Here is a 13,278-nt window from a genome sequence, read left to right on the forward strand (position 1 = left end):
TCGTTCAGCGGTTTGAGGCAAACACGCCAGCCAACGGCGCCGTTGACTCACGCAAGACAATGCTCGGCGTGACAATGCGTTGATCAGCCGGCAATTGCGGTGTCGCAATCCGTCGCAATAACAACTCCGCCGCCATCTCCCCCAATTGCAGGATCGACTGGCCCACAGTAGTCAACGCGGGGTAGACATAGCGGCTCATTTGAATGTCATCAAAACCAATCACCGACAGCTCGGCGGGCACCCGCAGGTTGCGTTCGGCGGCCGCACGCAGCACACCGAAGCCGATCATATCGTTGCCGGCGAATATCGCGCTGGGCGGATTATCCGCCAGCAACTGCACCGCCGCCGCATAGCCACCGGTACTGGTGAAATCACTTTCCAGTACGCGGCTGGCAGGAACCGCCACACCGGCCTCCTGCAACGCCCGCTGGTAGCCGGCCAGGCGCATCTGCGCGACACGCGTGTGCGCCGGTCCGCCGATACAGGCGATATCCCGGTGCCCCAGCTCCAGCAAATGCCGGGTCGCCAGGTACGCGCCCTGCTCATGATCGATGCGCACCAGATCCACATCAACGCCCTCCAGGCCCCGGTCGACAATGACCATGGGCGTGCGCACCGCCTTGAGGCCAGTCGCCAGGCCACTGTCATCGCCACCAACCGAGGTAACGATCAGGCCATCGACACGCTTCTCCAGCAACACCCGCAAATAGTTGCGCTGTTTATCGGCGTTATCATCGGAATTGCACAGGATCACGCAGTAGCCATTGCGCTCGCAGTAATCCTCGATGCCCCTGGCCAGCTCCGCGAAATACGGGTTCAGGCTGTTGGGCACCAACAGGCCGATGGTCGCGGTGGTCTTGGCCTTCAGCGAACGGGCGACTGCGCTGGGTACATAGTCCAGCTGCTTGATCGCTGCTTCGACCTTGAGCCGCACGGGCTCGCTGACCGGGCGCGTCCTGTTCACCACATGGGAAACCGTGGTGTAGGAAATGCCTGCAAGCGCCGCCACATCCTTGATGGTTGCCATGTCTCAACCCCGCCGGCTTGCGCGTTGGCTGCGGTAGGTGTCCAGCACCACGGCAATCACGATAACGGCGCCGGTAATGATGCGCTTGGTCGGCTCGGTCGCGCCGATCTGCGCCAGGCCGGCTGCCAATACAGAAATGATCAACACCCCGAAGAACGTGCTGATCACCGAACCACGCCCGCCCATCAGGCTGGTGCCACCGATCACCACTGCGGCAATCACCTGCAGCTCCAGGCCGGAGCCGGCATTCGGGTCGGCCGCTTCCAGGCGGGAAATCTGGAACAGTGCCGCCACACCGGCCAACAGCCCCATCAGGCTGAACACCAGGATCTTGTAGGGTTTTGGATTGATCCCCGCCAGACGCACAGCTTCTTCATTGGTGCCGATACCAATCAGGTAGCGACCGAACACTGTGCGCGTCAGCACCGCCTGGGCAACGATAATCACCAGCAAGGCAATGATGAATGATGGCGAGATACCAAATGCCACCGGGTTGGACAGCCAGGCGAAGGAGTCGCCGATATAGGCGGTGCGCGAGCCTGTCATCTGGTAGGCCGCGCCACGGGCCATTTCCAGCACGCCGAGGGACACGATGAACGACGGAATACGCCAGGCCACGGTGATGGAACCGGTGATGGTCCCGGCCAGGGCCGCACAGCCCATGCCGAGCAACGCCGCCGGGACTACGCTCCAGCCCCAGCCGAGGATCGCCACGCTGACCGCAGATGCTGCCAGGGCCAGCACTGAACCCACCGACAGGTCGATGCCGCCGATGATCAGGATGAACGTCATGCCGACCGCCAGCACCATCAGGTCGGGAATCTGGTTGGCGATGGTGCTGAAGGTGTCATAGGACCAAAAGTGGCTGCTCAGGGCCGAGAACAGCGCAATCATCGCCATCAAGGCACCTGCCAGGCCCAGGTAAGTGCCCAGGCCGTAGAAATTGCCGCCGGCTTTTGCGGTTGGAGTTGCTGTTTTCATGGGGTTGTCCTGGGCGCTGCTTCGTTGAGCAACGCATCACGTTTCTGATAGCCGGCAAACGCGGCGGCAAGCAATTCGTCCTGGGTCCAGCTGTCACGCGCGAAGGTTTCGATCAAGCGTCCGGCAGACAGCACGCCGATGCGGTCGCAGATCAGCATCAGCTCGCGCAAGTCGCTGGACACCACCACCAGCGCCTTGCCCTGGCGGGTCAAGTCGCCAAGCAGCGCATAGATATCAAATTTGGCGCCGACGTCGATGCCACGGGTCGGCTCGTCGAACAGCATCACCGCGCAATCGCGCTCAAGCCAGCGGCCGATCACCACCTTTTGCTGATTGCCGCCCGACAGCTCGGACACCAATTGCGCGGGGCTGGAGCTGCGGATGCGCATGGCGTCGATCTGCCGCTTGGCCAGCGCCGCTTCATCACGCCCATTGACCAGGCCGGCGCTGGACACCTTGGCCATATTGCCCAGGGCCGTGTTGGCGCTGATGGACTGGCTGAGCAACAGGCCCTCGCCCTTGCGATCCTCGGTGATCAGCGCAATGCCGTGCCCTACCGCATCCACCGGCGAGCGAATGCTCACCACCCGGGCCGGCGAGCCGAGGGCCACCGTGCCACTGTCGGCCAGGTCGGCACCAAAGATCAGGCGCAGCAACTCCGTGCGACCGGCACCGATCAGTCCGGAGATGCCGTAGATCTCACCGGCGCGCACCTCAAAGGACACATCCCGGACCTTGTCCGAACGGGTCAGGCCCGTGACCGTCAAGGCAGGCGCGCCAATGGTGCGCGGGCCGAGGTCGATGTGCTCGCCCAACTCGCGACCGACCATCAGCGTGACCAGTTGCTCGCTGTTGTAGTTGGCCATTGGCTCGACACACACCAGTTGGCCGTCACGCAGCACCGCAATGCGCTGGGCCACGCGGGCCAGCTCTTCCAGGCGATGGGAAATGTAGATAATTGCCACGCCCCGTGCCTGCAGGCGGCTGATTTGCTCAAACAGCATCTCGACTTCACGGGCGGTAAGCATTGCCGTCGGTTCGTCGAGGATCAGCACATGGCAGTCGCCGATCAGGTTGCGGGCGATCTCGACCATCTGCTGATGACCGATGCCCAGGCTGCCGACCAGGGTGTCCGGGTCGATGGCATCCAGCCCCACGTGTGCCATGGCCTCGATCGCGGCCTTGCGCAGTTGCTTGCGGCTGATCCAGCCACCACGACTGGGCAGGTTATCGAGGAACAGGTTTTCGGCTACGGTCAGGGTCGGCAGCAGGTTGAGCTCCTGCATCACCATGCGGATCCCCTGCTTTTCCGCCTGGGTGCGGCTGGCCGGGGCATAGTCCTGGCCGTTGAACTGCATCTGCCCGGTGGTGGGTGTAACCAGGCCACCGATGATCTTCGACAGGGTGCTTTTGCCCGCGCCATTCTCACCGGTCAGTGCCAACACCTCGCCGCGATTGAGCGTCAGGGTGATGTCAGACAAGACAGGCTGGGCATAGGTCTTACCGATACCGCTGACCGAGAGGACAGTGGTCGGTGCGGAAGATGACATAGGAAAATCTCCAGGCGCCCGCTCGACGTGAACGGGCGCTGTAGTGCGCAGCCAGGGATTATTGCTTGAGGACGAGTTCTACCGGCGTTTCGATCACGCCATCCACGGACTCGACTTTTTCACCCTTGACCAGCTTCAGCGCGTTCTGGATACCAAACACTGCTTGCTGCGCAGCCGCCTGGTCGGCGGTGGCCAGGATGCGGCCGTCCTTGAGCATCGGTTTGATCGCGGCGATATTGTCGTAGCCAACCACCTGGACCTTGCCGGCCTTGCCTGCCGCACGTACCGCAGAAACGGCACCCAGGGCCATATTGTCATTACCGGCCAGCAGCGCCTTGAGGTCTGGGTGTTCGCTCAACATGGCAGCCGCGACCTTGTTGCCCTGGTCGATCTCCCAGTTACCGGACTGCACGGAGACAATCTTCATACCCGCCCCATCCATCGCATCCTTGAAGCCGGCGGTGCGTTGCTGGGCGTTGGTGGTGGTCGGCACACCTTCGATAATCCCGACCTTGTCACCGCTCTCCAGTTGCTTGGCCAGGTACTCGCCGACCAGGCGCGAACCCTTGCGGTTATCCGGGCCTACGAAGGGAACCTCGAGGTTTTTGCTTTTCAGCACTTCAGGGTCGAGGCGGTTATCGATGTTGACCACCTTGATCCCGGCATCGGAGGCTTTCTTCAGTACGTTGACCAGGGCCTTGGAGTCGGCGGGCGCGATGACGATTGCGTTGACTTTCGCGAGGATCATCTGGTTGACGATATCAATCTGGGCCGAGGTGTCGGTTTCGTTCTTGATCCCGTTGGTGATCATGTCGAAATCGGCGGCATGGGCTTTCTGATAGTCCTTGGCACCGTCTTGCATCGTGACGAAAAACTCATTGGCCAGGGACTTCATCACCAGGCCGACCTTGGGTTTGGCGGCGCTGTCATCAGCGAATGCAGAGGAAATAGGCAGGGCAGCGGATGCGGCAGCCAGGACAGCGGCAGCAAGCAAACGTCCAGCGAATGGCAGCTTCATGGGTTCACTCCGATCTTATGATTATTTTGAGCAACGCCTGCAGCTTCACCTCACTCACGGAGTGCTCGTGAAACATCTCGCAAACGTTTGCGCTAAACAAACTATGCGAATAAGGCTGAATTTTGTCAACGAAAGAAACGGGCTTTTTCCGTGCACGCTCTACTTCCTGCCCTACAGCCCAACCCCCGCGTGCCTAAACATCCGGGCTAGGCGATCGTTCTCTAAAACGACAGACCTGCGGCCGCATTTCAGAAGCGTCTTGCTGATTTTTCCGGAATGATTTTCGGACAACCGAACGCCGAAGCCGCCAGCGTTCGGAAATTCGGACACGAGCTAAAGCCAAAAAATCACACAACGTTAAAAATTTGTTTTAAATCAGCAGGTTAAAAACAATCCTCAAACAAAATCTCGCTGGTACAAATCCTGCTCTTAATCAGCACCTTGTGGTGCTCAGCGCAGCCCGGGGTGTTCTGGATGAACCTGCACATGCACTCATCAAAACTAGAGAGAAAAATAATGAAATCTGCACTCAAGAACTTTGTTCCGGGCGCCTTAGCCCTGCTGCTGCTCTTCCCGGTTGCCGCCCAGGCCAAGGAAGTTGAATCCAAGACCAAGCTGTCCAACGTGGTGGTACTGGCCACTGGCGGCACCATCGCCGGCGCTGGCGCCAGCGCGGCCAACAGCGCCACCTACCAGGCGGCCAAGGTCGGTATCGAACAATTGATCGCCGGCATTCCCGAGCTCAGCCAGATCGCCAACGTGCGTGGCGAGCAAGTGATGCAGATTGCTTCCGAGAGCATCACCAACGAAAACCTGCTGCAACTGGGTCGTCGTGTCGCCGAACTTGCCGACAGCAAGGACGTGGACGGCATCGTGATCACCCACGGCACCGACACCCTCGAAGAAACCGCCTACTTCCTCAACCTGGTGGAAAAGACCGACAAGCCAATCGTCGTCGTGGGCTCCATGCGCCCGGGCACTGCCATGTCCGCCGACGGCATGCTGAACCTGTACAACGCCGTGGCCGTAGCCGGCAGCAAGGACGCACGCGGTAAAGGCGTACTGGTGACCATGAACGACGAGATCCAGTCGGGTCGCGACGTGAGCAAGATGATCAACATCAAGACTGAGGCCTTCAAAAGCGCCTGGGGCCCACTGGGCATGGTTGTAGAGGGCAAGTCCTACTGGTTCCGCCAGCCAGCCAAGCGTCACACCATGGGCTCGGAGTTCGATATCAAGAACATCAAGAGCCTGCCGGATGTTGAAATTGCCTACGGCTATGGCAACGTCAGCGACACCGCCTACAAAGCCCTGGCCCAGGCTGGCGCCAAAGCCATCATCCATGCCGGCACCGGCAATGGCTCGGTACCGGCCAAGGTAGTGCCTGCCCTGCAGGAACTGCGTAAGGAAGGCGTACAGATCATTCGCTCTTCCCACGTCAATGCCGGCGGTTTCGTTCTGCGCAACGCCGAACAGCCTGACGACAAGTACGACTGGGTCGTGGCCCATGACCTGAACCCGCAGAAAGCCCGCATCCTGGCTATGGTCGCCCTGACCAAGACCCAGGACAGCAAGGAACTGCAGCGCATCTTCTGGGAATACTGAGTCCACTCGGTAACCGATACGCCGCTATCGCTGTAGGCGCAGGCTTACCAGCGATAGCGGTCTACCTGATGTTGCATCATTGACTGACATACCCCTATCGCCGCTCAGCCGGCCCCTATAAAAAACATTCCTGCCTTTCATAAATTTGCCGCCACACAGACTTCTTGGATTTTAAGCAGTTGCGAATTTTCTCACAGTTAAATACTGTATGTTCGTACAGCTAACTAAGGACTCCTCCGTGGCCAAGCCCTCCGCTGCAACACCAACACCTCCCGACGCCTACCAACGCCTGGCGATCCGCGTGCAAAAAATCATCAACTCCACCAACGCCCAAAAAAACAAAGCCGCGTTGATTTTTCGCCTGCCCGAGGAACCAGAGGACGAATGGGCACGACTACTGGAGGAAATCGCAGAAAACGACAACGTCACCCTCGCCTATCGCGATGATGGTGGGGTGCAGATTTTCTGGGTCGTGCCGAAGGAAGATTGAGTCAATGAGTGTCCGTTTTATCGCCCTGTTATGTATTTTTTTTGCCACCGCCGCCCACGCCCAAGCCCCACGCACCTTCAGTGAAGCCAAGAAAATCGCCTGGAAACTCTACGCTCCGCAATCCACGGAGTTTTATTGCGGCTGCAAATACACGGGTAACCGGGTAGACCTGAAAGCCTGCGGCTACATCCCACGTAAAAACGCGAACCGGGCCGCGCGCATCGAGTGGGAGCATATTGTCCCCGCATGGCAGATCGGGCATCAACGCCAGTGCTGGCAAGACGGCGGACGCAAAAACTGCACGCGTACCGATACTGTCTTCAAGCGCGCGGAAGCCGACCTGCACAACCTGGTACCGAGCATCGGCGAGGTCAATGGCGATCGAAACAACTTCAGCTTTGGCTGGTTGCCAGTGCAGAGCGGGCAATACGGTTCATGCCTGACTCAAGTGGACTTCAAGGCCAAGAAGGTCATGCCCAGGCCATCTATCCGCGGCATGATTGCCCGGACTTACTTTTACATGAGTAAACAATACGGTCTGCGCCTGTCGAAACAGGACCGCCAGTTGTATGAAGCCTGGAACCGGACCTATCCCGTGCAGCCTTGGGAGCGCCAGCGCAATCAAACCGTGGCATGCGTGATGGGGCGCGGCAACGAGTTCGTCGGCCCGGTGAACCTCAAGGCCTGCGGATAAACGCGAGCGGGATCCGCGGATCCCGCCAACCCCCTTGTTACTGGCGGGCCTTGTGCTCGATCACCAGCGACTCGGCGTCGGTCTTCTTCTTTTTCACCAGCCTTTCCTGCAACTGGACCTGGCGAGCCTCGGCCTCGGCCTTGCTGGCGAATGGTCCCAACAGCACCAGGTCCTTGCCGTCTTCCTTGGCCAGATAGAAAGTAAAGCCGTTTTCCAGCAACCAGGCGGTCAGGTCGGTCAGCGCCTGCAGTTTGTTGTCGGGCGAGCGCACCAGGATATCCCACTGCACAGCGGCAACCGCAGGCGCCTGGGCTTTGGCGGCTTCAGCTTTGTCTCGGGGGGTGTCGAGATTGGGCCCTTCACCGCATCCGGCCAACGCCAATACCACCATTGCCATCGCTACTTTACGCACTGCCCTGCCCCTTTAATGATCAAAGAGGCAACTTTATCATTCGCTGCCTATTCTGGCCGTCATAAACGTTGGCTTAAACATTGCGAAGGATGTTTCCCAGACCTGTATGATGGCGCCATGGGAATTAATGCCGCCTCCATGCGTCCTAAAAGAGGCAGCCACAGGGAAGCGCTTCACAGTAAGCTACACGCAACCGACATCCGCCCTGTTAGAACATGCGTCCTTCAAAGCAATCAAGGAGAAGTCCATGCTGATACTCACCCGCAAAGTCGGTGAAAGCATAAATATCGGTGATGACATTACGATCACCATTCTGGGCGTTAGCGGCCAGCAAGTAAGAATCGGCATCAATGCTCCCAAAGATGTTGCCGTGCATCGCGAAGAGATTTACCAGCGCATCCAGGCAGGCCTGACTGCACCGGACAAACGCGAAACACCTTGAAGCCCTCCCAGTAGCCAGCCCGCTCGTCCCCTGTAACGGCTGGCGAAAGCCTCTTGGCCTGTCTACGGTATTCCGTGATCAGCGCAGCATTCGCGCCAGGCCCAGCCACTTGCCATCCCCTCCCCCGGCTCACCCGCGGAACTTGCGGGCCGTTTAACAGACAAACCCCTCCAGGAACGTTACAAAACCTTACAGTGCCCTCGGAGCGCGTTAATGAGGCGATCCCGCAAAGAGCCCTATACCCGTAAATCCTGGATAATCGCCCTGGTGATTGCCCTGGCTTTCGTAGCGATCGGGTATGGTCTCAGGTTTTATATGGAAGGCACTACCACCGTCCAGGATGCCAATTCATGGCCTGACCTGGCGTTGTTTCTCGGTGGCTATCTGTTCTGCTTCTGCCTCAAGCCCATCCAGGCTGCGATCCAGCGAAAACTCAGTCGTCGAGCGTTTCGCCAGGCCCGCCAGAAAACCCCCTCTTGAAACAGCGATTGGATCCCATGCTTAAATCAGGAGGAACTATCCACTTCGGTAGCACCCATACCCATACATCCCATAAAAAACGTTATCGATATGGACATAGAACATAACGCCAAGAACCTATTGTTCTTGATCGCACAACTCTCGGCAGATCATCCAAAGTCTTCCGCGCAATTGCACGGCAAGCCCGATGACGTCCTCGCGGGCCTGCGTCAACTTCATCTGCTGCACCTGATTACGGGCACCATTACCCACGGGAGCATCAAAGATCCATTGGGCTACCAGTGGGCTAGCGCTGAAAACATCCTGCTGACCAAGCGTGGCGAGGCATTCAAGCCGGTGTAGAAGGCCGCAAGCGCAGTGAACCGGCGGCGTCGCACTGGACATGTACGCGGTCATAACTCGCAATCGTCGGATGATCCGTCACCATTGGCTCCCCATGCACCGAGGTCACCACTAGGACGTCCGCACCCGCCGCCTCACCGGCGCCGATCCCCACCGGGGCATCCTCGAACACCAGGCACTCACCTATCGGCACCCCCAGACGCTGGGCGCCCAACAGGTAACAGGCCGGATCCGGCTTGCCGCTGGCCACATCCTCAGCCGTGATCATGACAGCCGGCGGTACCAGGCCTGCCGCGTGCATACGGCGCAGGGCAAGGGCCTTGGGCGCAGACGTGACCACGGCCCAGCGGTGGGCAGGCAAACTCTGCAAAAATGCCACAGCGCCTGGGATTGCCAGCACGCCCTCCACATCCTCGATCTCTGCCTCGGTAATCCCTCGCGCCTCAGCCTGCGCGTCCACCCCCGGCAACGCCTGGCGGTTGATCGTATCAATGGCCCGAACACCGTGAATGGTCCCCAGAAACGCCTCGACATCCAGCCCGTGGCGTCGCGCCCAGGCAGCCCAGACCCGCTCTGCGGCAGCCATGGAGTTGAGTAGGGTACCGTCCATATCAAACAGAAATGCACGGTACGGACGATCAAATACAGCCGATTCTTTGACGGACACTGCTGGGCTCCCTCTTATGCTCGCTACCCATTATCGGGCCCTGATGCAATCTACGGATCGGCCCAGGCCTTGTAAACGAAGGATGACCCCAGGCCGTCAGCAAACTTGACCGCCGCTCTCCGGGATATCTTGCGGCGTATTCCACGCGGCCAGAACCGCGACCCTAAGCCCTTCGACTGTAGCCCCCAGTGCCATTGAGGGCTGAGGCCCGGCCCCCTGCCCTGGCAGAAAAGGAACATGGATAAACCCACTGCGCACGCCAGACCCCGCCAAGGCATGCTGCAAGCTGTAGAACACTTGGTTACACACAAAGGTGCCCGCCGTGTGCGAGACCGAAGCGGCGATGCCAGCGTCGCGCACCGCCTTGACCATGGCCTTGACCGGCAAGGTACTGAAATAGGCCGCAGGCCCTTCAGGGATCACCGCCGTATCGACAGGCTGAGCCCCCAGGTTGTCCGGGATCCGCGCATCGTTGAGGTTGATCGCCACTCGCTCGATAGAAATATCACTGCGCCCTGGCCCCAGGCCGGTGGCAATTACCAGTTGCGGTTGATGCTCGGCCAGCAACTGGTTCAAACAGATAACCGCAGTGGCAAAGGCACAGGGCAATTGGCGGGCGATGATGGTGACGCCTTCCTGCAATTGCACCCCGTCCAGTTGACGCACAGCTTCCCAGGACGGGTTGATCAGGTCTTGATCGAACGGCTCAAACCCCGTCAGTAGCACAGTCCCCATCACCACCTCACATCAACACATAAAGAAGGACGATGTTGACCAGCAACATCATCAACGCCGTGGGCATCTGCGCCTTGATCACCGCGTTTTTGTCAGGCAATTCCAGCAGCGCCGCGGGCACAATATTGAAGTTCGCCGCCATCGGCGTCATCAACGTACCGCAGTACCCGGAAAACATGCCAATGGCCGCCATTACCGCCGGGTTGCCACCATAAATCCCCACCAGTACCGGCACACCAACACCGCCGGTCATCACCGGGAAGGCGGCAAAACCGTTGCCCATGATCACCGTGAACAGTGCCATGCCCAACACATAGACCATCACCGCCACCAGCTTGTAATCCAGGTTGATATAGGTGGTGGTGACGTGAGCCACGGCCGTCCCTACGCCAGCCTCGTTAAACAGCAAGCCGAGCATCGCCAGCATCTGCGGCAAGACCATGGCCCAGCCCAGGGCTTCGGTCAGGCGTCGCGACTCCCGCAAGGCCTGCACCGGCGTGTCGCGGGTCAGCCAGCAGGCCAGGCCCAGGGCGATCAGGCAACCGAGGCCGAGGGATACGAACGTGGTGTTTTTCGGGTCCAGCAGTGGCACGCCGCCAATCTCGACGTTCTTGAGCAGCACAGAGCCGATTACGGTGGTCAACGGAATGGCCAGGGCCGGAATAAACAGTTTATGACCCAGCCGGCCGGCACTGGCACGGGAGGCTTTGTCATGCAGTTCGACATGGGCACCACGCCCCACCCCGCCGAGCCCGGCGATCAACGCCATCAGCACCACGCCAACGCCCACGACCACCGACGGCAAGTACTCGCCCACCAGGAACGGAATGGCGAACAGCAGCCAGAACAAAGCACTTGACCAGCGTTTGGGGTGGGTGCGGTCAGCCAGGATCATGCCCGCGGTAATCAGCAACAAAACCCCGGCGAGCCAATACAGATATTGGATGGAAATGATCATTGCGCGGCCTCCGGCTGAACGCTGGCGGGCGCGGTGGCTGTCAGTTCGCGGGTCAATCTTCGGTCAAAGCGGTGCAAACGTATCGCGTGCACAATGAACGCACAAATCGCCGTGGGGATGCCCCAGACCGCAATATGCAGCGGTTCGACATCAATGCCAGAACCCAGCAGGAAGGTGTGCATCAAGGCAATCGCACCAAAGGCCACGAAGATGTCTTCACCAAAAAACAGCCCCACGTTGTCCGTGGCGGCGCACATCGCCAGGACCTTGTGGCGCACCTTGTCCGGCAGCTTGCCAAAGCGTTTCTCGGCCGCGCCTTCCGCCATGGGCGCCAGCAAAGGGCGCACCATTTGCGGATGCCCGCCAAGACTGGTGAGGCCCATGGCCGCTGTGGATTCGCGAACAAACAGATAAATGATCAACAGACGCCCGACGGTGGCGCGCTCGAAGCGCGCAATCCAGTTCTGCGCGTGCAGGCGCAGGCCATGGCGCTCCAGCAAGCCGATGACGGCCAGGGGCAGCAACAGGATCAGCTGCAAGGCGCGGGTCTGCAGGAAGCCATCGCCCATGGTGGCGAGGATTTTTTCCAAGGGGAAGTGCGCGGCAAATCCGGTGGCAATCGCTGCCGCCGTCACCACCAGCAACGGATTGAAGCGCAACACGAAGCCGACCACGATGACGAGCACGCCAATCAGCGGCCAAAGGTTCACAACAGTTTGCATGGCGTTGAGTCCTTGATTGCGTGCTGCGACGCCTGCCTCGCTGATAAGCAATGGCGGGGAGCCCGACGCGGATTTTTATTATTGACCGGGTAGGTCGAGGGTCATTGGCGGGCATCTTTGCTGCTTGGAGCGGAGGGTGTCCAACAAGAAAAATTGTTGCTGCAAACCAATAAAGTTTGTGAGGGGATGGCAGGCAATTACAGGCATGCCACGATTTGCGTGGTTCAAATCGTGGCATGCCCTGCCGGGTGAACCTGCGTGATCAGGGCTGCCAAGCTCTGGACGCAGCTGCGGCCTTGAATTTGGCGCTGTTTTGCGGTGTGGCTGGCGGCTCGGAATCACCAAAAATAGCTTTAAGCCAGTGCCCATCGGTCGGGTTGGGGAAGAGAACAAACTTGCGACCGAACTCTTGCTTGTCTTCGGTCATCAGCGCCATGCGCTGCTGCACATCGGACACGTAGTACTTGCGCTTGAAGTCATTGAGGTTGTCGCCCAACATCACGACCACTTCATAATCCTTGGCAATTTCCAGTTGCCTGGGCTCTTTATTGGATGTGTCGCGGTAAACCGTAAGATGCTTTTCATCCGCAAAGGGAAGCTTGCTATTGCGCAGGTTTGCCAAGGCGTATTCATAGGTTTTGTCACCCTGGTCACGGCTCGTGACGTAGAAAACCTCTACCCCTTTTGATTGCGCATAATTCAAAAACTCTACTGCGCCGGGCGTGGCCACCGGGCCGTTTTCAGCCACCCATTTATCCCAGGCGGCATCATCGAAGAACTCTTTGCCCGAATTGATCATGTAGCCCCAGTAGCTGTTGCTGCTCAAGACGGTGTCGTCGATGTCGCTGATAATCGCCAACGGCCGATCGCCGGCTTTGTGCGCTTGCAGGGCACTGTCCAGGCGCATCTTGGCAATATTGAAACCTTGATAGTAAAGCGCCTCGAACTCGGCAGCCGTCTGCCTCCAGGCGACGGCTGAAGTCAGATCATTGGAAACAACACTTGTGACTTGCCCTGACCATACCGGCGCACACTGAAGCATCAATAACGAGAAGAGAATGGGAGCGGCGAAGATCTTGTTGTTTTTCTCTACTTTCATTTTCAAACCCATAATTAAGGTCCAGACAGCCTCAGAAGGCACTGCAAGGGTGTTGT

General features: G+C 59.0%; 16 protein-coding genes. 6 read left to right on the forward strand and 10 right to left on the reverse strand.

Annotated features, from left to right (window positions below):
* Positions 1–4: 4 nt before the first annotated feature.
* Genes BHC62_RS11315 through BHC62_RS11330 form a run of 4 tightly spaced genes read right to left on the reverse strand, consistent with a single transcriptional unit; the run spans position 5 to position 4,576 of the window.
* Complete coding sequence (locus BHC62_RS11315) at positions 5–1,027, reverse strand: LacI family DNA-binding transcriptional regulator (protein ID WP_070995070.1); 1,023 nt, start codon at positions 1,025–1,027, stop codon at positions 5–7.
* A 3-nt stretch (positions 1,028–1,030) separates the two neighbouring features.
* Positions 1,031–2,008: an ABC transporter permease gene (locus BHC62_RS11320; protein WP_070995071.1), complete on the reverse strand. Its 978-nt coding sequence runs from the start codon at positions 2,006–2,008 to the stop codon at positions 1,031–1,033.
* A complete protein-coding gene (locus BHC62_RS11325) occupies positions 2,005–3,558 on the reverse strand; it encodes a sugar ABC transporter ATP-binding protein (protein ID WP_029294223.1) in 1,554 nt (517 codons plus the stop codon). Before BHC62_RS11325 ends, BHC62_RS11320 begins: the two co-directional genes overlap by 4 nt.
* A 58-nt stretch (positions 3,559–3,616) precedes the next feature.
* On the reverse strand, positions 3,617–4,576 hold the full coding sequence (locus tag BHC62_RS11330; RefSeq protein WP_070995072.1) for a sugar ABC transporter substrate-binding protein: 960 nt from the start codon (positions 4,574–4,576) through the stop codon (positions 3,617–3,619).
* 516 nt (positions 4,577–5,092) lie between these two features.
* On the opposite strand from BHC62_RS11330, the gene BHC62_RS11335 reads away from it, so the two are divergent.
* The 3 genes from BHC62_RS11335 (at position 5,093) to BHC62_RS11345 (ending at position 7,365) form a co-directional block, all read left to right on the forward strand.
* On the forward strand, positions 5,093–6,181 hold the full coding sequence (locus BHC62_RS11335; RefSeq protein WP_029294218.1) for an asparaginase: 1,089 nt from the start codon (positions 5,093–5,095) through the stop codon (positions 6,179–6,181).
* Between the two features lie 238 nt (positions 6,182–6,419).
* Entirely contained in the window at positions 6,420–6,671 is a 252-nt protein-coding gene (locus BHC62_RS11340; protein ID WP_029294216.1) for a DUF1654 domain-containing protein, read from the forward strand.
* 4 nt (positions 6,672–6,675) lie between these two features.
* The gene (locus BHC62_RS11345; RefSeq protein WP_070995073.1) at positions 6,676–7,365 is read left to right on the forward strand and encodes an endonuclease; all 690 of its coding nucleotides are present in this window, start codon (positions 6,676–6,678) and stop codon (positions 7,363–7,365) included.
* 37 nt (positions 7,366–7,402) lie between these two features.
* On the opposite strand, the gene BHC62_RS11350 is transcribed toward BHC62_RS11345, so the two are convergent.
* On the reverse strand, positions 7,403–7,777 hold the full coding sequence (locus BHC62_RS11350) for an SPOR domain-containing protein (protein WP_071610028.1): 375 nt from the start codon (positions 7,775–7,777) through the stop codon (positions 7,403–7,405).
* Positions 7,778–8,024: 247 nt separating this feature from the next.
* Between BHC62_RS11350 and csrA the strand changes: the two genes are divergently transcribed.
* From csrA to BHC62_RS11365, 3 genes are all read left to right on the forward strand, one after another.
* Positions 8,025–8,219, forward strand: coding sequence for a carbon storage regulator CsrA (gene csrA, locus BHC62_RS11355; protein ID WP_007920550.1), 195 nt, complete (start codon positions 8,025–8,027; stop codon positions 8,217–8,219).
* A 213-nt stretch (positions 8,220–8,432) separates the two neighbouring features.
* Positions 8,433–8,699 carry a hypothetical protein gene (locus BHC62_RS11360; protein ID WP_029294203.1) on the forward strand — a complete coding sequence of 89 codons (267 nt, stop codon included), beginning with the start codon at positions 8,433–8,435 and terminating at the stop codon, positions 8,697–8,699.
* A 90-nt stretch (positions 8,700–8,789) separates the two neighbouring features.
* Positions 8,790–9,041, forward strand: coding sequence for a hypothetical protein (locus BHC62_RS11365; RefSeq protein WP_029294201.1), 252 nt, complete (start codon positions 8,790–8,792; stop codon positions 9,039–9,041).
* Here BHC62_RS11365 and BHC62_RS11370 read toward each other — a convergent pair.
* The 5 genes from BHC62_RS11370 to BHC62_RS11390 all read right to left on the reverse strand — a co-directional run bounded on the left by BHC62_RS11370 (position 9,028) and on the right by BHC62_RS11390 (position 13,222).
* Entirely contained in the window at positions 9,028–9,708 is a 681-nt protein-coding gene (locus BHC62_RS11370; protein ID WP_070995075.1) for an HAD-IA family hydrolase, read from the reverse strand. The genes BHC62_RS11365 and BHC62_RS11370 overlap by 14 nt on opposite strands.
* 96 nt (positions 9,709–9,804) lie before the next feature.
* Positions 9,805–10,443 carry a pyroglutamyl-peptidase I gene (gene pcp, locus BHC62_RS11375; protein WP_029294197.1) on the reverse strand — a complete coding sequence of 213 codons (639 nt, stop codon included), beginning with the start codon at positions 10,441–10,443 and terminating at the stop codon, positions 9,805–9,807.
* 7 nt (positions 10,444–10,450) lie between these two features.
* The gene (locus BHC62_RS11380; protein WP_029294196.1) at positions 10,451–11,401 is read right to left on the reverse strand and encodes a DUF979 domain-containing protein; all 951 of its coding nucleotides are present in this window, start codon (positions 11,399–11,401) and stop codon (positions 10,451–10,453) included.
* The gene (locus tag BHC62_RS11385; RefSeq protein ID WP_029294194.1) at positions 11,398–12,123 is read right to left on the reverse strand and encodes a DUF969 domain-containing protein; all 726 of its coding nucleotides are present in this window, start codon (positions 12,121–12,123) and stop codon (positions 11,398–11,400) included. The genes BHC62_RS11380 and BHC62_RS11385 overlap by 4 nt, the downstream gene beginning before the upstream one ends.
* A gap of 262 nt (positions 12,124–12,385) precedes the next feature.
* A complete protein-coding gene (locus tag BHC62_RS11390) occupies positions 12,386–13,222 on the reverse strand; it encodes a 5'-nucleotidase, lipoprotein e(P4) family (RefSeq protein ID WP_070995092.1) in 837 nt (278 codons plus the stop codon).
* Positions 13,223–13,278: the final 56 nt, after the last annotated feature.

The organism is Pseudomonas sp. 06C 126, from assembly GCF_001855215.1.
GTDB classification, from domain to species: Bacteria; Pseudomonadota; Gammaproteobacteria; order Pseudomonadales; family Pseudomonadaceae; genus Aquipseudomonas; species Aquipseudomonas proteolytica.